Origin of the sequence: Streptomyces chartreusis NRRL 3882, from assembly GCF_900236475.1 — a bacterium.
Classification (GTDB): domain Bacteria; phylum Actinomycetota; class Actinomycetes; order Streptomycetales; family Streptomycetaceae; genus Streptomyces; species Streptomyces chartreusis_D.
The window spans coordinates 8019554-8036766 of sequence record NZ_LT963352.1 but is presented as its reverse complement, the minus strand read 5'-3'; the positions used below and the strand labels follow the sequence as shown (position 1 = coordinate 8036766).

The window sequence follows — 17213 nt, the reverse complement described above, 5'->3', positions numbered from 1 at the left end:
ACCGCCGGCCCCGTCGAGTCACTGACCAGCGGTTGCCCATTCGGCCGAAACCGGCCACACCCGAGCGGCTCTCCTCATAGATTCTTCGCCAAGCGCCAGAAGGGAGCGGCAGGTTGACGGAGGGTGGCACCCGTAACGTCGTGAGCGGCGACACGGTGGCGGGCGCGGTCGTCCAGGCCGGGTCGATCCGCGAACTGCACGTGCACGCGGCCGCCCCGCCCACGGGGTCCACACCCGGATCCGTCGCCATGGACGCGTGGGAACGCCGGGCCGGCGACTCCTGCGTCTGGCAGCATGTGCCGGCCGGCCGGGACACCGGCCACCACCGGCGGCACGTCACCGCCCTCGCGGCCCGGCTGGCCCGCATGCGGGACGAGCTGGAAGGCGCGCTGGAGCAGGATCCCTGGTGCGACGCGCGAATCGCCACCGCGTTCCTGGACCACGTCGAATGGCTGCTCGGTGAGCCCGCCCAGGACGGGGCGGCCGGCCTCGACCTCTATCCGGCCGAGGCGTCTCTCCTCGTCCTGCTCCCCTTCCTCCACCGGGTCCACTATCTGCGGCGGGCGGTGCGGCTCGCGGAGGTCCGTCCCTGGTCCCTGCGCCCGGAGAGCAACGCCGGGCCGGACAGGGAGGCGTTCGAGATCTTCGCGGAGGAGAGTGAGGCGCTCGTCCAGCGGGCGCTGCGGGACCCGGAGGCCGAACCGCTCGTCGGCTGGTGGCTCTGCCACCGCCGGCTCACGCAGCACGAGGAGTTCTCGGAAGCCGATTCCGTCCCCGGGCTTCTCGAGGAACTGGGCGAGTCCGCCGCCGAGCTGGGCGCTGCGCTCACCGCCGACAGGGTGACCGTGCTGCTGCACGGTCTCCGCAGGGGGCCCGACATCTGTCACCCCGAGTTCCTGGGTCTGCTGCCCGCCGACGAACGCGTCCGCTGCGGCCCCGGTCACCAGCAGATCCGCTACCAGCGCGTCGGCCTCCTCGCCGCCCTCGCCCACGGCATGTCCGTCGAGATGACGACGCTGCCGGACATCGTCGCCGAGCACCTCGCCATCCCGTATCCGGTGGATGTGCCCCTGTTGCGCCACACCCTCACCCAGGCGCACTGGGGAGGGTCACGCGACTTGCCGGTGCTCCGTGCGGAGTGCCGTCACGAGGCGGTCGTCGAGGGGCTGCGCGAGTACACCGCCCGGGCCGACACCGTGCTGCACGCGATACGGCGCACCGTCAGGGAACGGGTCAACCAGCCCATGCCGGACCTCCCCACCCGGCTCTCCGCCGACGGCGTGGTTCCGAGCCGCGGCACCTTCGACGGCTACGCGAGGTTCCGGAGCGACGGGCGACGGGTCCTCGATCTCGCGATGGGGATCGAGCTGTACAAGGACCGCGACCTGGCCGTGCGGGAGCTGTACCAGAACGCGCTCGACGCCTGCCGCTACCGGCGTGCCCGGCAGGAGTGCCTCGACCGCACGACGGAACCGTTCGGCGCGCCGTACACCGGCCGCATCTCCTTCGTGCAGGACACCGACGAGGACGGCCGGGCGTATCTGGACTGCCAGGACGACGGCATCGGCATGGGCGAGGCCGAACTGCGCGGGGTGTTCTCCCATGCCGGCGCACGCTTCGCGGAGCAGCTGGAGTTCAAGCTGGAGCGGGCCCGCTGGGAGTCGCTGGATCCGCCGGTGACGCTGTACCCGAACAGCCGGTTCGGGATCGGCGTGCTGAGTTACTTCATGCTCGCCGAGGAGATCCGGGTCACGACGTGCCGCATGGATGCCGACGGCGTTCCCGGGCCCGTGTACGAGGTCTCCATCTGCGGTCCGGGCCACCTCTTCCGGATCGTGCAGAAGGCCGCCCGGGGGCGCGAGCCGGGCACCCGGGTCCGGCTGTACCTGCGTGCCGACGTCGCCCCGGAGAACTGGTCCGTGATCGACGTCCTGGAACGCGTGCTCGCCATCGCGGAGTTCCCGACGTCGGCCCGGAAGGGCGGGCTGAGCAGCGCATGGGAGCCCGGGCGGCTCAAGGAGCGGCAGAGACCCGACCGGTCCGACACCGGCCTCAACGCGTACGGAGCCCAGTTGGACTGGGACGACGGACCGCAGGACGCTCAGGTCGTGTGGTGCGAGCACGGTGGCGCGCTGCTGGTGGACGGCGTGGTGGTGGAACCGACGGTGCGCAAGGGGGTCTTCCCGGCGACGGGTCCCGGGCTGACCGGTGCGGTGGTGAATCTGCGGGGCCCGTCGGCTCCGGCGCGTCTGTCGGTGGATCGCAGACATGTGCTGGACGATGTCACGGCCGTGGTGCGGGAGCTGCTGGAGAAGGCGAGCGGTGTCCTGGCGGAGGGCGAGGAAGACGATCTGCCGGGTGTCCAGTGGCTGAACAGGGTGGCCGACGACAGCGCGGCACTGGCGGACATCGTGGACTCCGCGCTGTTCTCGCGGGGGCGGGAACCCGCTTTGCGGGGAGTGAAGTTCGGCGGTCCGCGAGCCGGGTACTTCGCGGGGGACCTCACCCTCGTCCCGGGCGAGCCCCGCGACGCGAACCGCTACGGCGGTGGGGCCTGGGGCCATGTGGAAGGCCACGCGCCGGACCACGTGTACCTCTGGCGGCTCCTCGCCCGCCGAGGGGCTCTGGGCAAGCTCGCGGAGGTGTGTCCGGAGATCGACGACCCGCGTCCGGTCCTGCGGCCGGTTCCCTCCGACCAGTGGCTGCTCATGCACGACCGTCAGAGCGGTCACTCACGCAGGTGGCGCCGCGGGCCCTTCGACCTGAGCGACATCGCCCGGGCCGCCGACGCGCTTCAGCGTCCCTCGCGCGAGGTGGCCGCGCGGTTGGCCGCGCTCGGCTTTCCCGAGGCCGACCCCCGGCACTGGTCCCCCGGGGCGGAGCTCACCACGGCCGACAGCGCCACCTTCACTTCGCAGTACGGGGAAGTCCTCACCAGGCACGAACCACTGACGTCCGCCGACCTCATGGGGAGAGCGGCACGCGCGAACGACTCCGTCGCCGCGACGGCCGAACGCCTGCGGGGCTTCGGCTTCCAGCTGTCGGACACGACCGTGACGCTATGTCAGGCGGCTGAGAAGGACGAACTGCTGTGGCTGAACAGGGAGAAGCCCGAGGATGGCTGTCTGGACCCCGGCGCCGAGGTCCCGCCGGGGCACATCGCGCAGGCGAGCCTCCGGCTCGGATTGTCCGTGCAGGACGTGTGCCGACGGCTTGCCGCCCACGGCCTGCGCGCGGATCCCGCCGGGTTGCCGGACCGTCCGACGCTGCAGACCGTCCTCCTGCTGAGCAGCAATGTGGACGGTGAACCGCCGTGGCTGGACCGGGCGCGGACGCCACCGCCCGGACACGCTCTGCATGCGGCGGAGGAACTGGGCCTGGCGCCGGCGGAGGTCCTGGCCAGGCTCTGCGCGCTCGGCTTCGCCCGTCCCGATCCGTTCCCCGCCGACGCCTCCACGGACGACCTCTGGGCGCTCGACGACGAGCTCTACGGTGACTTCCTCGTCCCGCCGGGGCCGATTCCCTACGGAAACGTCTTCAGCAGTGTCCAGGACCTCGACGGTCTCCGCCTCAAGATCCGCCGCATGCGCAGCTACGGGTTCGACATCGCCCTGGAGGTGCCGCGCCGGCCCACCTCACTGGACCGGGAACTGCTGTGCGAGAGCGGCCCGTTCAACTGGTGGTTCACCCGCACGGACGAGGCCGTGCCGTTCGCCCAGATCCTCATGGCCTCACGGGAGCTGGGAGCCCAGCCCGCGACGATCGCGAAGCGCCTGCGCGCCTGCAACATCGCCACCTCGCACGACGGTCTCCCCCGTGGCCTCTCGTTCAGCGAGGCGCGCAGACTCATCCGCGCGGACGAGCTCGACGAAGGCGAGGTGCCCGCGGTCGAGGACTTCCCGCTCCAGTACCTGCACCGGACGGCCCTCCGCAAGCGCACCGGCCTCCGGCAGATCGTCTCCCTGCTCAACGACCTCGGCATCCCCGTCCCCGACCCCGCCGAGACCATCAGAGCCGCCCTGGCCCGCGTGCCCCGCGCCGACCCCTGAGCACCAATCCCGTCCACACCGTTGACGCCTCCTCACCCCACGCATAACGTCTGGCCGACCCCCCGCACGTCGTTCGCAATCTCGAACCATGCCCCTTCGTGGAGGAGCACATGGCCCCGCCCCTCTCCAGACGATCCCTTCTCCAGGCCGCGGCACTGGCGGCGTCGACTCCCGCGGTCTCCCTCACCACGACCGGCCGAGCCGCGGCCACCGTTCAGGAGGCAACAGCCGTGGCCGCCGCCCCGTCCGCCTGGACCGTCCAGCCGTTCGCCCTCGAAGACGTGGCTCTCAGGCCCGGGCTGTTCGCCGAAAAGCGGCGGTTGATGCTCGATCACGCCCGCGGCTACGACGTGAACCGGCTGCTCCAGGTGTTCCGCGCCAACGCCGGTCTCCCCACCGGCGGTGCGGTCGCCCCCGGCGGTTGGGAGGGGCTGGACGGTGAGGCCAACGGCAACCTGCGGGGTCACTACACCGGCCACTTCCTGACGATGCTGGCGCAGGCGTACCGCGGTACGAAGGAGCGGGTGTTCGCCGACCGGATAGGCACCATGGTGGGGGCGCTGACCGAGGTGCGCGCGGCGCTGCGGCGGGACCCGGCGGTGCTGAGCGTTCCCGGGAAGTTCGGGACCGCCGCGGATCAGGTGCGTGGCTCCTACCAGTACGTGGATCTTCCGGCGGACGTACTCGGCGGGGCCTCGGCGATCACCCTCTCCGTCTGGGTGCGGCCCACGCACGACGCCAACTGGACCCGGGTCTTCGACTTCGGCGACGACACCACCCGCTACCTGTACCTGGCCGCCCGCAACCAGGCCGGAGTGCCGCGCTTCGCCATCACCACGTCGGGCGCCGGCGGCGAGCAGGGTCTCGACGGCACGGCCGCGCTGCCGCTGAACCAGTGGAGCCACCTGGCGGTCACGATCGCGGGCGGCACCGGCGCTCTCTACGTCAACGGCACCGCCGTCGCGCGCAACACCGCGATGAGCCTCACCCCGGCGGCCCTCGGCGCGCTGAAGAACAACTGGCTGGGCCGCTCGAACTACTCCGCCGACCCGGTCTTCGCGGGAGCCTACGAGGAGTTCAACGTGTTCTCGCGGGCGCTGACCGCCGCCGAGATCACCGAGTTGCAGAGCCGCCGGGCCGCCGACGCCTCGACGGGCCGGGGCGATCTCGCGTCGTACGCCTTCGACGAGACGGCCGGCGGGACGTTCACGGACGTCTCCGGCCGGAACCTGACCGCCACCCTGCGCCGCACCTGGGGCGGGCCCAGCCACCCCGGGTTCCTCGCGGCCTACCCGGAGACGCAGTTCATCGACCTGGAGTCGCGGACCACCTCCGACTACACCAAGGTGTGGGCGCCGTACTACACCGCGCACAAGATCCTCAGGGGGCTGCTCGACGCGTACGGCGCCACGGACGACGACCGGGCCCTCGACCTGGCGTCCGGCATGTGCGACTGGATGCACTCCCGGCTGTCCAAGCTGCCGGAGTCCACGCTCCAGCGCATGTGGGGGATCTTCTCCAGTGGCGAGTTCGGCGGCATCGTCGAGGCGGTCTGCGACCTGCACACGATCACCGGCAAGGCCGAACACCTCGCGCTGGCCCAGCTGTTCGACCTGGACCGGCTGATCGACGCGTGCGCGGCGAACACCGACATCCTCGACGGACTGCACGCCAACCAGCACATCCCGATCTTCACCGGGTACGTTCGGCTCTACGACGAGACGGGCGAGGAGCGCTACCTCACGTCGGCGAAGAACTTCTGGGACATGGTCGTGCCCCACCGCATGTACGGCATCGGCGGCACCAGTACCCAGGAGTTCTGGAAGGCCCGGGACGTGATCGCGGGCACGATCAGCGCGACCACCGCGGAGACGTGCTGCGCGTACAACATGCTCAAGCTGAGCCGGACCCTGTTCTTCCACGAGCAGGACCCGAAGTACATGGACTACTACGAGCGGGCCCTGTACAACCAGGTGCTCGGTTCGAAGCAGGACAAGCCGGATGCGGAGAAGCCGCTCGTCACGTACTTCATCGGGCTGACGCCCGGTCACGTCCGGGACTACACGCCCAAGCAGGGCACGACCTGCTGCGAGGGCACCGGCATGGAGAGCGCCACGAAGTACCAGGACTCGGTGTACTTCGCGAAGGCCGACGGCAGCGCCCTGTACGTCAACCTGTACAGCCCGTCCACGCTGACCTGGGCCGAGAAGGGCGTCACGGTCACGCAGACCACCGGCTTCCCCGAGGAGCAGGGCAGCACGCTGGCCTTCGGGGGCGGCCGGGCCTCCTTCACGCTGCGGCTGCGCGTGCCGTCGTGGGCGACCGCAGGGTTCCGGGTGACCGTCAACGGGCGGGCGGTGTCCGGGACTCCGAAGCCCGGGAACTACTTCGAGGTGTCCCGGACCTGGCGGGCCGGCGATACCGTCCGGATCGCCATGCCGTTCCGGACGCGGGTGGAGAAGGCCCTCGACGACCCGTCCCTGCAGACCCTCTTCCACGGCCCGGTCAACCTGGTCGCACGCGACGCCGCCACGGAGTACCTGAAGGTCGGGCTGTACCGCGATGCCGGACTGTCCGGCGACCTCTCGCACTCCCTCACGCCGGTTCCGGGCGAGCCACTGCACTTCACGCTGGACGGGACGGAGTGGGCGCCGTTCTTCGAGGGGACGGAGGATCCGACGCACGCCTACTTCCGGCGCTCGGAGCCGAAGGTCGTCTTCGGCGGCCGGGACTCGGGCGTGGCCAACCCGGCGAAGGCCGACGGCACCACGCTGCTGGACGAGGTGTGGGCCGGGGCCCCGTTCCGCAACAAGGGGGCGCTGGTGGCGCGGGTGCGTTCCACGGTGGACGCGTGGGTGGCGGCCGGGCTGCTGAGCAGGGCCGACGGCGACAAGGTGGTGAGCACGGCGGGCACGGCCTCGTACCGGCCCTGAGCCCTTCCGACCGGGTCCGGTGCCGTGCCGCACTCGGCACCGGGCCCGGTCGGTTCACCAAATTCTTTGCGTCAGCGGTGATTGTTTCGCCCCTGGCATACGTACCTCCTGGCGTTGGGCCGTTCATATCCCAGGAGGCACGATGCGCATCTCGCGCAGCACGGCAGGAACCGCGTTCGTGGGCGGTGCGATGATCCTGACGCTCACCGCGCTCGCCTACCCGAGCATGCTGGGCGTGCAGAACACGGCTTCCGGCCAGGACCGCATCATCGCCAACACCCAGTACGGTCCGCTGACCGAGGCGGACCGCGACTTCGTGGTGAAGGTGCGCGCGGCCGGGCTGTGGGAGCATCCGCTGGGTCTGCTGGTGATGCAGCGCGGAGGGTCGGCCGCGATGAAGGAGGCCGGCGAGCACCTCGTCGTCGGACACGGGCGGCTGGACGCCGCCTGCCGCAAGGTCGCCCCGGAGCTGGGCATCACGCTGCCGAACCAGGCGTCGCCCCAGCAGCAGCAGTTCGTGGCGACGGTGGAGGGCGCCCAGGGCCAGGAGTTCGACTCGACCGCGGTGAGCATCATGCGGGTCACCCACGGCCAGATCTTCTCGACGATCGCCAAGATCCGTGCCAACACACGGAACACGCTGGTGCGTCAGCTCGCCGACCAGGCCAACTCCACGGTGCTGGACCACATCACGATCCTGGAGAAGACCGGCCTGGTCAATCACGAGCAGGTCAACCTCCAGCAGACGAGCCCGCCCAAGATGCCGGAGGACCAGACCACGCCGCCGCCCCCGCAGCCGGGCGCGCCGGTGCTGACGCTGAACATCCCCAAGGGGCTGGAGGACCTGCGCACGGAGGCTCCGAACGCAATCCAGCCGTCGCCGTCGGCCGGGTGAGCGAGGCCCGGGAACCGCGTGGCAGGAGGGTCTCCTAGGAGCGCCGGCGGGGCTTGCCCCGCTTGGCGCCGCCCTTGCCGCCCTTGGGGGTGGCGGTGGAGGACCCGCGGCGATTCGCGCCCGACGGCCTGGCCGGCTGCTTGCGGTGGTCGTCCCGCTTGGGCTTCTCCTGCGCCGAAGGCTGCCGGCGGCCGCGGGTGCTGTTGACCGTGCGTCCGCGGACGATGCCGATGAAGTCCTCCACCAGGTCCGTCGTCGCGTCCTCGGGCCAGACGAGCGCCACGCTCGACTCGGGGGCGTCCCCGAGGGGACGGTGGGTGAGGTCCTTGCGGTGGTGGAGGCGGGCGAGCGACAGGGGGACGATGAGCACGCCGATCCCCGCCGCGACCAGTTCGACGGCGTCGGCCGTGGTCGCGGGGCGTTCGAGGGCGGGCCGCCCGGGCATGTCCTCCCAGTCGAGGACGTCGTCGAGAGGGTGCAGCACGATGTCGTCGGACAGGTCCTCGGGGGACACCTCGTCGACCGCCGTGACCAGGTGGTCCGCGGGCACGACGACGACCGTCTGCTCGGTGTAGAGGGGGATCGCGCTGAACACCGTACGGTCGACGGGGAGGCGCACGAGGCCCGCGTCGGCGTCCCCGCCCAGCAGCCGCCCGGCCGCAGCGGCGGCCGGCACCTGCGTCAGGGCCAGCGGGACATCGGGCTGCCGCTCGTTCCAGATGCGCACCCACTTGTCGGGCATCACCCCGGGGACGTACACGAGCCGGAACGAGGGAGATTCATCCGAGCCTGTCACCTGGCCAGGTTACCGGCCGTGGTCGGGGGTCGTGCACACGCTCGATACGCTGGGTGCCATGACGTCGCACCAGAGCACCCAGACCATGAAGCCCGCGACCGCGGCGAAGAAGCTGGGTGTGTACCTCGAGGCCACACCCGCAGAGTTCCGGGAGGGTGTCGTCTCGCGCGCCGAGCTGAACGAGCTCCAGGCGAACCCGCCGCAGTGGCTTCAGGACCTGCGGAGCAACGGCCCGCACCCTCGCCCGGTGGTCGCGGCGAAGCTCGGCGTCTCCATCGCGGGTCTCGCCCGCGGCGGCCTCACCGAGCCCCTCACCACCGAGCAGATCGAGACGCTGAAGCAGGAGAACCCCGCCTGGCTGGAGCGGGAGCGCGCAACGCAGGCGGAGGTCCGCAAGGAGGCGGCCCGCATCAAGAAGAAGAACGCCGAGCGCGCCGAGCACCGCGGCTGACCTCGGCCCTTCTCTCAGACGGCCCCAACCGGTCCATCCGGTTGGGGCCGCTGTCGTTCTCCGGGCCGGCGCACGGCCTCGTGTGGCCTCGTGTGACCTCGGTGAAACATTTCAGCCATGTATTGACAGGGTGATGAAACGATCCTAGCTTGGCCGATCATTTAGATTCGTGAAGTTGGTTCACGAATATGAACGGAGAACCATCCATGCGGGATCGCCGACGCCTGGCCGCCGCGCTCGCCGTCTCGGGTCTCCTGTTCGGAACGGCCGCCTGCGGCTCCGGTTCCGGCAGCGCCCGGGCCGGTGATCCGAACACGCTGGAGGTGTGGACCCGGAGCGATCCGGAGTCCGCCCAGACCTACGAGCGGGTGTTCGCCGCCTTCACCAAGAAGACCGGTATCAAGATCGATTACCAGCCGGTCATGAACTTCGACCAGCAGCTGCAGAGCCGGGCGTCCACCAAGGACCTGCCGGACGTCATGATCAACGACACTGCGCTGATGGGCAGTTACCAGGCCCAGGGGCTGCTCAAGCCCATCACCCCGGCCTCGATCGCCGGACACGACGAGATCACCGCCCAGTCCTGGTCGTCCACCGTGGGCCGCGACGGCAGGCACTACGGCATCCCCTACTCCCGTCAGGCCATGACGCTGTTCGTCCGCAAGGACTGGCGCGAGAAGCTCGGCCTGCCGCAGCCGAAGACCTGGCAGGACACACTCGCCCTCGCCAAGGCCTTCGCCACCCGCGACCCGGACGGGGACGGCAAGAAGGACACGTACGGCATGGTCGTGCCCGGCAGCGCGCAGAACGGCTATGTCGCCTGGTGGGGCGCCAGCTGGCTGTGGCAGGGCGGCGTGCGGATCATCGAGAAGGACGGCACGGGCTACCGGCCCGCCATGGACTCGGCGGCCGCCCTGCGCACCGTCACCTGGATGAAGGACAACCTCTTCTGCGGTGACAACGGTGTCATACAGCCCAGCGCCCTCACCTCCGTCACCGCCAACACCACCAACTTCCAGGACGGCAACGCCGGGATGTACCTCACCGGCCCGTACAACATCTCCACCTTCGACAAGGCGCTCGGCAAGGACAAGTACGAGGTCCTGCCCGCGCCGTCGGGCCCGGCCGGCAACAACGACGTGCTCGCCGACGGCGAGAACATCTACTTCGGCGCGAAGACCGGCAAGGCCAGGCTGGAGCAGACCCTCGCGGCCTTCCTGATCTCTCCCGAGGGCCAGGAGCTCGCCATGACCGGCGACCACCAGCCCGTCGTGCGCATCCCCGTCAACTCCACGCTGGACGCGGCGAAGGTGCGCGACGATCCGCGCTGGAGCGTGGTGCAGAAGGCGTACGAGACGGCCTCCGTGCAGTTCCCCAACGCCCCCGACTTCGCACCGATCAAGCAGGACACCGCCGACGCACTCAACGCGCTCTTCACGTACTGCGGCAGTGACGTCAAGGCCGGCCTCAAGGAACTCAACGACACCCTCGCCGGTGACCTCAAGGACCAGGACCTGTTGAAATGACCGCGACCGTGACGACGCCCGGGCCACGCAGAGCCCGGTTCCTCGGCAAGAAGTCCGTACTTCCCTGGCTGTTCCTCGCGCCGGGTCTGCTGCTCGCCCTGGTCTTCAAGTTCCTCCCCATGGGCAAGGGCGTCTGGCTCAGCTTCTTCGACGTGCGGCCCTTCCTCGGTGACAAGTGGGTCGGCCTCGACAACTACACACGGGTCCTGACCGACCACCGGTTCCAGGACGCGATCAGCCACACGCTGGTCCTGGGCATCGGCATGTCCCTCGGCGGCATCGTCGCCGGCTTCCTGCTGGCCCTGCTGCTCGAAGGTCAGGCCCGCTCGCTGAGGATCATCCGTACCGCCGTCTTCCTGCCCGTCGTCACCGCCACCGCGGTGGTCGGCGAGATGTGGCGGCTGATGTACTACCCGACCTCCGACGGCCTCATCAACAGCGGTCTCGGGCTCCTCGGCCTGGGGCCCGTGCCCTACCTCGACAACCCCGACACGGCGCTGTGGGCGACCATGGCCATGGGCATCTGGATGCTCGCCCCCTACAACATGGTGATCATCCTCGCGGGACTGGCGGGTGTGGACCGCTCGCTGTACGAGGCCGCCGCGATGGACGGGGTCTCGCTGTGGCAGCGACTGCGGCACATCACCCTGCCCGCCATCCGCCCGGCCCTCGGCATCGTCCTCACCCTCGCCGCCATCCGCGGACTGCGCGTCTTCACCGAGGTGTACGTCCTCACCGGCGGCGGCCCGGCCGGGTCCACCGACGTCTGGATGACCCGCGCCTACACCCTCGGCTTCTCCCGCAACGACATCGGCGGCGCCTCGGCCGCCTCCGTGCTCCTGCTGTGCGTGACGCTGCTGCTCACCGTCACGGTCAACTACTTCCGCAAGAGGGGAGACGTGAGATGAGCGCGCCCGCCATCGATCCCGTCCGGACCCCGGTGACCGCCTCGCCCGCGGGGAAGTCCGCCGGGAAGCAGCGCACCACCCCCGCCCGTTTCGACACCGCCCTCGGCTGGAGCGACCGGCCGGGCCCCGCCTGGGCGCTGCGCGTCCTGCTCTGCGCACTCGCCCTGGGCGTCTTCGCGGCGCCGTTCCTGACCGTCTTCTCCGGTTCGTTCAGCGAGAAGGCCAGCGGCTCCACCCTGTCGTTCCTCCCCCACCGCCCGACCCTGCTGAACTTCCAGGTGGCGGGAGAGCGCGGCATCTGGGACTACTTCGGCAACTCCCTGGTCATCGCGGGCGGCGGACTGCTGCTCCAGCTCGTCGTCTGCACGCTCGCCGCGTACGCGCTGGCCCGGCACAAGTTCCGCGGGCAGGCGCTGATCCTGACCCTGTTCATGCTGACGATGATGCTCCCGGAGGAGGTCATCGCCATCCCGCTGTCGCTGGTCCTCGGCCATGTGCCCGTGGTCGGCCTCGATCTGAAGGGCACCGTCTGGGGCGTCATCCTGCCGCTCGGTGCCTGGGGCTTCTCGGTGATGGTGCTCACCGAGTTCATGAAGGACATCCCCGCCGAGATCGAGGAGGCCGCCCGGATCGACGGCGTCGGTGAGCTGCGGATGCTGTGGCAGGTCATCCTGCCGCTGTGCAAGCCCGCGCTCGGGGTGGCCGGGGTGCTCGGTTTCATCATGATCTGGGACCAGTACCTGCTGCCCCTGATCGCCGCCAAGGACCCCACCGACTACACGGTCACCGTCGCCCTGTCCATCCTGCGCACCGACCCCGAGGTCGGCTCGGGGGTGGTGCTGGCCGGTGCGGTGATCGCCCTCGTCCCCAGCCTGATCGTCTATCTGCTCCTCCAGCGCTCGCTGGTCACCGGCATCGCCGCCGGTGCCACCAAGGGCTGACCACCCACCCCCCACGTATGAGGGAGACATGAAGTTCCACGGAGTGCTGTTCTTCCCGGTCACGCCGTTCGCGGCGGACGGCTCACTGGACGAGGAACGGCTCGCCCAGCACATCGAGTCGGGTGTCACCGCGGGCGCGGGAGGTGTGTTCGTCGCCTGTGGCACCGGCGAGTTCCACGCCCTGTCGGCCGATGAGATCGAGCGGGCCACCAGGGTGGCTGTGCGGACCACGGCCGGACGCGTCCCGGTCTTCGCCGCCGCCGGCGGTCCTGTGCCGGTCGCCCGGGACCAGGCCGCCCGCGTCGAACGCGCCGGCGCCGACGGCATCCTGCTGCTGCCGCCCTACCTGGTCGGCGCCCCGCAGCAGGGCCTGCTGCGCTACGTCCGGGAGGTCACCGCGGCCACCCATCTGCCCGTCGTCTTCTACCAGCGGGGTACCGCCCGGCTCACCGCGGACACGGCCGCCGAGATCGCCGCCCTGCCCGGGGTCGTCGGACTCAAGGACGGCGTCGGGGACATCGAACGGATGCACCGCGTCGTCCGCGCGGTGCGTGCCGTGCCGGGCACGGAGGACTTCCAGTTCTTCAACGGCCTGCCCACCGCCGAGATGACCGCGCCCGCCTACCGGGACATCGGCGTCGACCTGTACTCCTCGGCGGTGTTCGCCTTCGCCCCGGAGATCGCCCTGGCCTTCCACCGGGCCCTGGCCGAGGGCGACGAGCCGCTGGTCTCCCGGCTCCTCGACGAGTTCTACGGCCCGCTGGTCGCCCTGCGCGACGAGGTTCCCGGGTACGCCGTGTCGCTCGTCAAGGCCGGGGTGACGCTGCGCGGCCTGGACGTCGGAGGCGTACGGGCTCCGCTGCTGGATCCGACGGCGGAGCACATCGCCCGGCTGTCCAAACTCATCGACCGTGGTCTGGAGGTCGTCGGCGCATGAGCCACACGCGCATCCGGGAGCTGATCGTCACCCCGATCGCCTTCGGCGACCCGCCGCTGCTCAACTCCAACGGCGTGCACGAGCCGCTCGCCTTGCGGATCATCCTGCAACTCGTCCTGGAGGACGGCACGGTGGGGCTCGGCGAGTCCCCCGGCGGCACCGCCCGGCTGGAGCGGCTTCAGGCCGCGGCGAAGGTGGTCGCCGGGATGGACGTCTTCGACACCACCACCGTCGCCGCCGCGATCGACGCGGCCCTGCTGCAGACCGTGCCCAGCTCCCACGAGCGCGGCTGGACCACGTCGGCGGTGGAGGTGGCCTGCCTCGACGCGCAGGGCAAGCTGCTCGGCCGTCCGGTCAGCGATCTGCTGGGCGGCAGGGTCCGCGACGCGGTGCCGTTCGCCGCGTACCTCTTCTACAAGTGGGCCGAGCATCCCGCTCTCGACGGCCGTCCGGCGATCGGCGACGACTGGGGCGAGGCCCTCGACCCGGCCGGGATCGTCGAGCAGGCCCGGCTGATGCAGGAGCGGTACGGATTCAGGTCGTTCAAGCTCAAGGGCGGCGTGTTCCCGCCCGACGAGGAGATCGCCGCGATCCGGGCACTGGCGGAGGCCTTCCCCGGGCAGCCGCTGCGGCTGGACCCGAACGTGGCTTGGACGGTGGAGACGTCGACGTACGTCGCCCGGGAACTCGACGGCGTCCTCGAGTACCTGGAGGACCCGACCAAGGGCATCGGCGGCATGGCGGAGGTGGCGAAGGAGTCGCCCCTGCCGCTCGCGACGAACATGTGCGTGATCGCCTGGGACCACCTGAAGCCGGCGATCGAGCAGAACGCGATCCAGGTCCTGCTCACCGACCACCACTACTGGGGCGGGCTGCGCCGCACCCGGGAACTGGCCGCCGTGTGCGAGGCGTTCGGGATCGCCCTGTCGATGCACTCCAACTCGCACCTGGGCATCAGCCTCGCCGCGATGACCCATGTCGCCGCGGCCATCCCGAACCTGGACCACTCCTGCGACACGCACTACCCGTGGAACTCGGCGGACGACGTGATCGTCCCCGGTGTACTGGAGTTGCGCGACGGGGAGGTCCGGGTGCCGACCGGGCCGGGGCTGGGTGTCGAGCTCGACCACGACAAGCTGGAGCAGCTGCACCGGCGTTACGTCGACTCCGGGATGCGCAGCAGGGACGACACCGGCTACATGCGGCGGTTCCGGCCGGAGTACGAGCTGAGGCTCCCCCGCTGGTGACGGGCGGGCGCCCCTCCCGAGCGGAGGGGCGCATCCGGTCACGTGGACTTCGGCACCTTCAGCCGGTCCCAGGTGAGCTTGCCGGGGATGCCGTCGGCGTCCTTGCCGGAGAAGCCCTGCTTCTGCTGCCAGAGCGCGTAGGACCGGCGGTCGGACTCGGTCCAGTCGGGGCTCGGCCCCTCCTCGTAGCGGCTGCACCCCTCGGCGACCAGGCGGCGGCCCATCGCCGTGATGATCGGGGAGCGCTGCCCGACGTGGAAGAACGCGGCGCCGGGGAACGGCTCGTAGGACGGCTTGGGCGCCGGCTTCGGATCGGGGTCCGGCTCGGCACCGCCCCCGCCGCCGCGCTTCAGCCGCCGGGCTATGCGCGACCGCATGCTGTCCATGGTGAAACCGCGCGGGTCCACCTTGCCCGGCTGCCACTCCTTGTGGCCGATGACGGAGCGCTCGGACCAGCCGTGGTGGCGGCAGATCGCCGCGGCCACCTTCTCGATGGCTTCCATCTGCGCCTTTGGCCAGGGGTCCTTGCCGTTGCCGAGGTTGATGCACTCGAAGCCGTAGAAGTGCCGGTTGCCGTCGGTGTCGGCCTCGTTGTCGTGCGGCAGCTTCGACTCGTTGATCACGGCGCGCAGGACGTCGCTGTCGCCGAGGCCCGCGTGGTTGGCGCGGCCGTTGCCGACCAGGTGGACATGGCCCTTCTTGTCGATGACGCCGTGGCAGAGCGGGCCGGGCAGGCTGGAGTAGCCGTCGTAGCAGATGTCGACGGAGGCGGCGGTGCCGGAGGTGACGGTGTGGTGGATCATCACGCCGTTCACGGGACCCCAGGGCCCCTTGCTGTTGCGGTTGTGGGTGCGCCAGTTGCGGACCTCGTGGACGGTCAGGCCCTCGGCCCGGAGGATCTCCACCAGCTTGGACGCGCTCAGCGGCTTGGCCATCAGTTGTCTCCGTCCACGGCGGCTTCCGCCTCCGCTGTGGTCTGGGACCGCCCGTGGGAGGGGTCCTCGGCGGCCAGTTCCTCGCGGTGGGCCTGCTCCTCGGCGGCGAGCGTCGCCTCGTCCGCGGGGGGCATGCTGCTCGCCAGCGGGCCGAACGCCAGGCGCAGGTCGACGGCGCTGCCCTCGCCCTTGATCAGGGCCAGCGGGGCGAAGTGCCGGGCGATGCCGGCGGGTCCCCTCAGCAGGGGGCGCCGGGCCGCGTCGACGGGCCACTCGACGCTGCCGGTGGCGGTGCGGGCGGGGACGATCCAGTGGTCGCCGGTGCGGTAGGCGCCGCCCTTGGCGAAGTACACCTCGACGCCGTCCTCCAGGGGCAGCCACTCCCCCTCGGTGACGGGGACCGCGCCGCCGCGCAGGGCGGTGGTGCGGCCCTTGCGCTTCGGGCCGCCGTGGTGGTCCCAGCGGCGCAGGTACGGGTTCAGGTGCGCGAGCCGTCCGACGCCCGGGGCGGGTTCGGCGGACAGGCGGACGCGGCGGCCCGGCAGGTCGAGTTCCTCGACCCGCAGCAGCGGCAGGGGCTCCAGGCGGGAGGCGTAGGCGGTGTCGACGAACTCCACGTGGTCGCCGACGTCCAGGTCCAGCTTGTCGTCGTGGCCGAGGGATGCCAACTGCACCCAGGTGCCGTCGAGTTCGTCGACGGGGAAGACGACTGAGCCGTTCTCGCGGGACCACTTGAAGGTGGCGTCCTTCGCCTCGCCGCCCTCGTGCACCTCCACCCGGTACAGCTGGTTCTCCGGACCGCGGTAGCGGGCGTCGGGCTTGACCAGGCACGGGTCCTCGTCGGCGTGGTCGGGCCGCTCGCTGCGGGCGGCGAGCCGGGCCGAGGGGGCCGACCGGCGCTGCGCCCAGCGGGTGAACGCGGCGCGGACGACCTCCTTGGAGGGGTCGGTCTCCTCGATCTCCAGCGCGGCCAGGGACAGCGGCAGCACCTGCCAGACGACCTTCACGCGCGCGGCGGTGTCGGGCATGGCCGCGCCGAGGGCGACCTCGCGCAGCGCGGGGTCCTCGGCCGCGGTGACCGAGCGCTCCCACACGTTCAGATAGACGACGAACGGCGTCTGGGCGGGCGAGGGCAGCCGGTCGCCGGGCTTCTCCGGGTCGCGGAAGCCGTCGGGCTGGTCCCAGTAGGTCCAGTGCGCGGGCGGCTGTGGCGCCGACTCCTCGCCGTCCTCGTCGGCGACGGGGACCCCGGGCGCCGGGCGGTCGGCGTCGCACAGGATGCCGTCGACGTAGTAACGGCCGCCGTGGATCAGGAGGGTGTCGATCTCGTGCTTGCCGCCGACGTACTCGATGCGGAAGCCGGCGGCGTCGCGCGGCCCGCCGTGCGGTCCGATCAGGTCGGCGGCGAGGCTGCGGGCCTGGTGCAGCTGGATCGCGGTCTGTTCGTTGAGGTCCGCGTCGAGCTGGACGCGGCCCTGCTGGGCGACGACCGCGGAGTAGTGCCGCTCCGGGCGGAACGTGGAGCGGGAGAGGTCTGCGTGCATGAAGGGTGTCCCCCTGGTTCAGAAGTGCGGGTTCACAAGATCGGTGGCGGG

General features: G+C 70.9%; 12 protein-coding genes. 9 read left to right on the top strand and 3 right to left on the bottom strand.

The window, feature by feature from the left end; all coding sequences use genetic code 11:
* Positions 1-140: 140 nt before the first annotated feature.
* The 3 genes from SCNRRL3882_RS36195 (at position 141) to SCNRRL3882_RS36185 (ending at position 7877) form a co-directional block, all read left to right on the top strand.
* On the top strand, positions 141-4049 hold the full coding sequence (locus tag SCNRRL3882_RS36195) for an ATP-binding protein (RefSeq protein ID WP_231911195.1): 3909 nt from the start codon (positions 141-143) through the stop codon (positions 4047-4049).
* Positions 4050-4159: 110 nt separating this feature from the next.
* On the top strand, positions 4160-6982 hold the full coding sequence (locus SCNRRL3882_RS36190; RefSeq protein WP_029180996.1) for a beta-L-arabinofuranosidase domain-containing protein: 2823 nt from the start codon (positions 4160-4162) through the stop codon (positions 6980-6982).
* Positions 6983-7124: 142 nt separating this feature from the next.
* Positions 7125-7877: a DUF4142 domain-containing protein gene (locus SCNRRL3882_RS36185; protein WP_010037500.1), complete on the top strand. Its 753-nt coding sequence runs from the start codon at positions 7125-7127 to the stop codon at positions 7875-7877.
* 34 nt (positions 7878-7911) lie between these two features.
* On the opposite strand, the gene SCNRRL3882_RS36180 is transcribed toward SCNRRL3882_RS36185, so the two are convergent.
* Positions 7912-8673, bottom strand: a complete 762-nt coding sequence (locus tag SCNRRL3882_RS36180; RefSeq protein WP_029180995.1) for a LysR family substrate-binding domain-containing protein — start codon at positions 8671-8673, stop codon at positions 7912-7914.
* A 58-nt stretch (positions 8674-8731) separates the two neighbouring features.
* Here SCNRRL3882_RS36180 and SCNRRL3882_RS36175 point away from each other — a divergent pair, with 58 nt between their 5' ends.
* The 6 genes from SCNRRL3882_RS36175 to SCNRRL3882_RS36150 all read left to right on the top strand — a co-directional run bounded on the left by SCNRRL3882_RS36175 (position 8732) and on the right by SCNRRL3882_RS36150 (position 14683).
* Complete coding sequence (locus tag SCNRRL3882_RS36175) at positions 8732-9124, top strand: DUF5997 family protein (protein ID WP_010037496.1); 393 nt, start codon at positions 8732-8734, stop codon at positions 9122-9124.
* Positions 9125-9330: 206 nt separating this feature from the next.
* Complete coding sequence (locus SCNRRL3882_RS36170; RefSeq protein WP_010037494.1) at positions 9331-10650, top strand: ABC transporter substrate-binding protein; 1320 nt, start codon at positions 9331-9333, stop codon at positions 10648-10650.
* Positions 10647-11558 carry a carbohydrate ABC transporter permease gene (locus tag SCNRRL3882_RS36165; protein WP_010037492.1) on the top strand — a complete coding sequence of 304 codons (912 nt, stop codon included), beginning with the start codon at positions 10647-10649 and terminating at the stop codon, positions 11556-11558. The genes SCNRRL3882_RS36170 and SCNRRL3882_RS36165 overlap by 4 nt, the downstream gene beginning before the upstream one ends.
* Positions 11555-12499, top strand: coding sequence for a carbohydrate ABC transporter permease (locus SCNRRL3882_RS36160; RefSeq protein ID WP_010037491.1), 945 nt, complete (start codon positions 11555-11557; stop codon positions 12497-12499). The genes SCNRRL3882_RS36165 and SCNRRL3882_RS36160 overlap by 4 nt, the downstream gene beginning before the upstream one ends.
* Before the next feature lie 28 nt (positions 12500-12527).
* On the top strand, positions 12528-13436 hold the full coding sequence (locus tag SCNRRL3882_RS36155) for a 5-dehydro-4-deoxyglucarate dehydratase (RefSeq protein WP_010037490.1): 909 nt from the start codon (positions 12528-12530) through the stop codon (positions 13434-13436).
* Positions 13433-14683 (top strand): glucarate dehydratase family protein, encoded by a 1251-nt coding sequence (locus tag SCNRRL3882_RS36150; RefSeq protein WP_010037489.1) that lies wholly within the window; start codon positions 13433-13435, stop codon positions 14681-14683. Before SCNRRL3882_RS36155 ends, SCNRRL3882_RS36150 begins: the two co-directional genes overlap by 4 nt.
* A gap of 38 nt (positions 14684-14721) precedes the next feature.
* Here SCNRRL3882_RS36150 and SCNRRL3882_RS36145 read toward each other — a convergent pair whose 3' ends face one another.
* Positions 14722-15618, bottom strand: coding sequence for a peptidoglycan-binding protein (locus SCNRRL3882_RS36145; protein ID WP_010037487.1), 897 nt, complete (start codon positions 15616-15618; stop codon positions 14722-14724).
* Positions 15618-17162 (bottom strand): DUF6519 domain-containing protein, encoded by a 1545-nt coding sequence (locus SCNRRL3882_RS36140; RefSeq protein ID WP_010037485.1) that lies wholly within the window; start codon positions 17160-17162, stop codon positions 15618-15620. The genes SCNRRL3882_RS36145 and SCNRRL3882_RS36140 overlap by 1 nt, the downstream gene beginning before the upstream one ends.
* Between the last annotated feature and the right edge of the window lie 51 nt (positions 17163-17213).

Coding starts and splice junctions, on each gene's coding strand:
- SCNRRL3882_RS36190 (WP_029180996.1), top strand. CDS start 4,160: ATGGCCCCGCCCCTCTCCAGACGATCCCTTCTCCAGGCCGCGGCACTG.
- SCNRRL3882_RS36185 (WP_010037500.1), top strand. CDS start 7,125: ATGCGCATCTCGCGCAGCACGGCAGGAACCGCGTTCGTGGGCGGTGCG.
- SCNRRL3882_RS36175 (WP_010037496.1), top strand. CDS start 8,732: ATGACGTCGCACCAGAGCACCCAGACCATGAAGCCCGCGACCGCGGCG.
- SCNRRL3882_RS36170 (WP_010037494.1), top strand. CDS start 9,331: ATGCGGGATCGCCGACGCCTGGCCGCCGCGCTCGCCGTCTCGGGTCTC.
- SCNRRL3882_RS36165 (WP_010037492.1), top strand. CDS start 10,647: ATGACCGCGACCGTGACGACGCCCGGGCCACGCAGAGCCCGGTTCCTC.
- SCNRRL3882_RS36160 (WP_010037491.1), top strand. CDS start 11,555: ATGAGCGCGCCCGCCATCGATCCCGTCCGGACCCCGGTGACCGCCTCG.
- SCNRRL3882_RS36155 (WP_010037490.1), top strand. CDS start 12,528: ATGAAGTTCCACGGAGTGCTGTTCTTCCCGGTCACGCCGTTCGCGGCG.
- SCNRRL3882_RS36150 (WP_010037489.1), top strand. CDS start 13,433: ATGAGCCACACGCGCATCCGGGAGCTGATCGTCACCCCGATCGCCTTC.
- SCNRRL3882_RS36145 (WP_010037487.1), bottom strand. CDS start 15,618: ATGGCCAAGCCGCTGAGCGCGTCCAAGCTGGTGGAGATCCTCCGGGCC.
- SCNRRL3882_RS36140 (WP_010037485.1), bottom strand. CDS start 17,162: ATGCACGCAGACCTCTCCCGCTCCACGTTCCGCCCGGAGCGGCACTAC.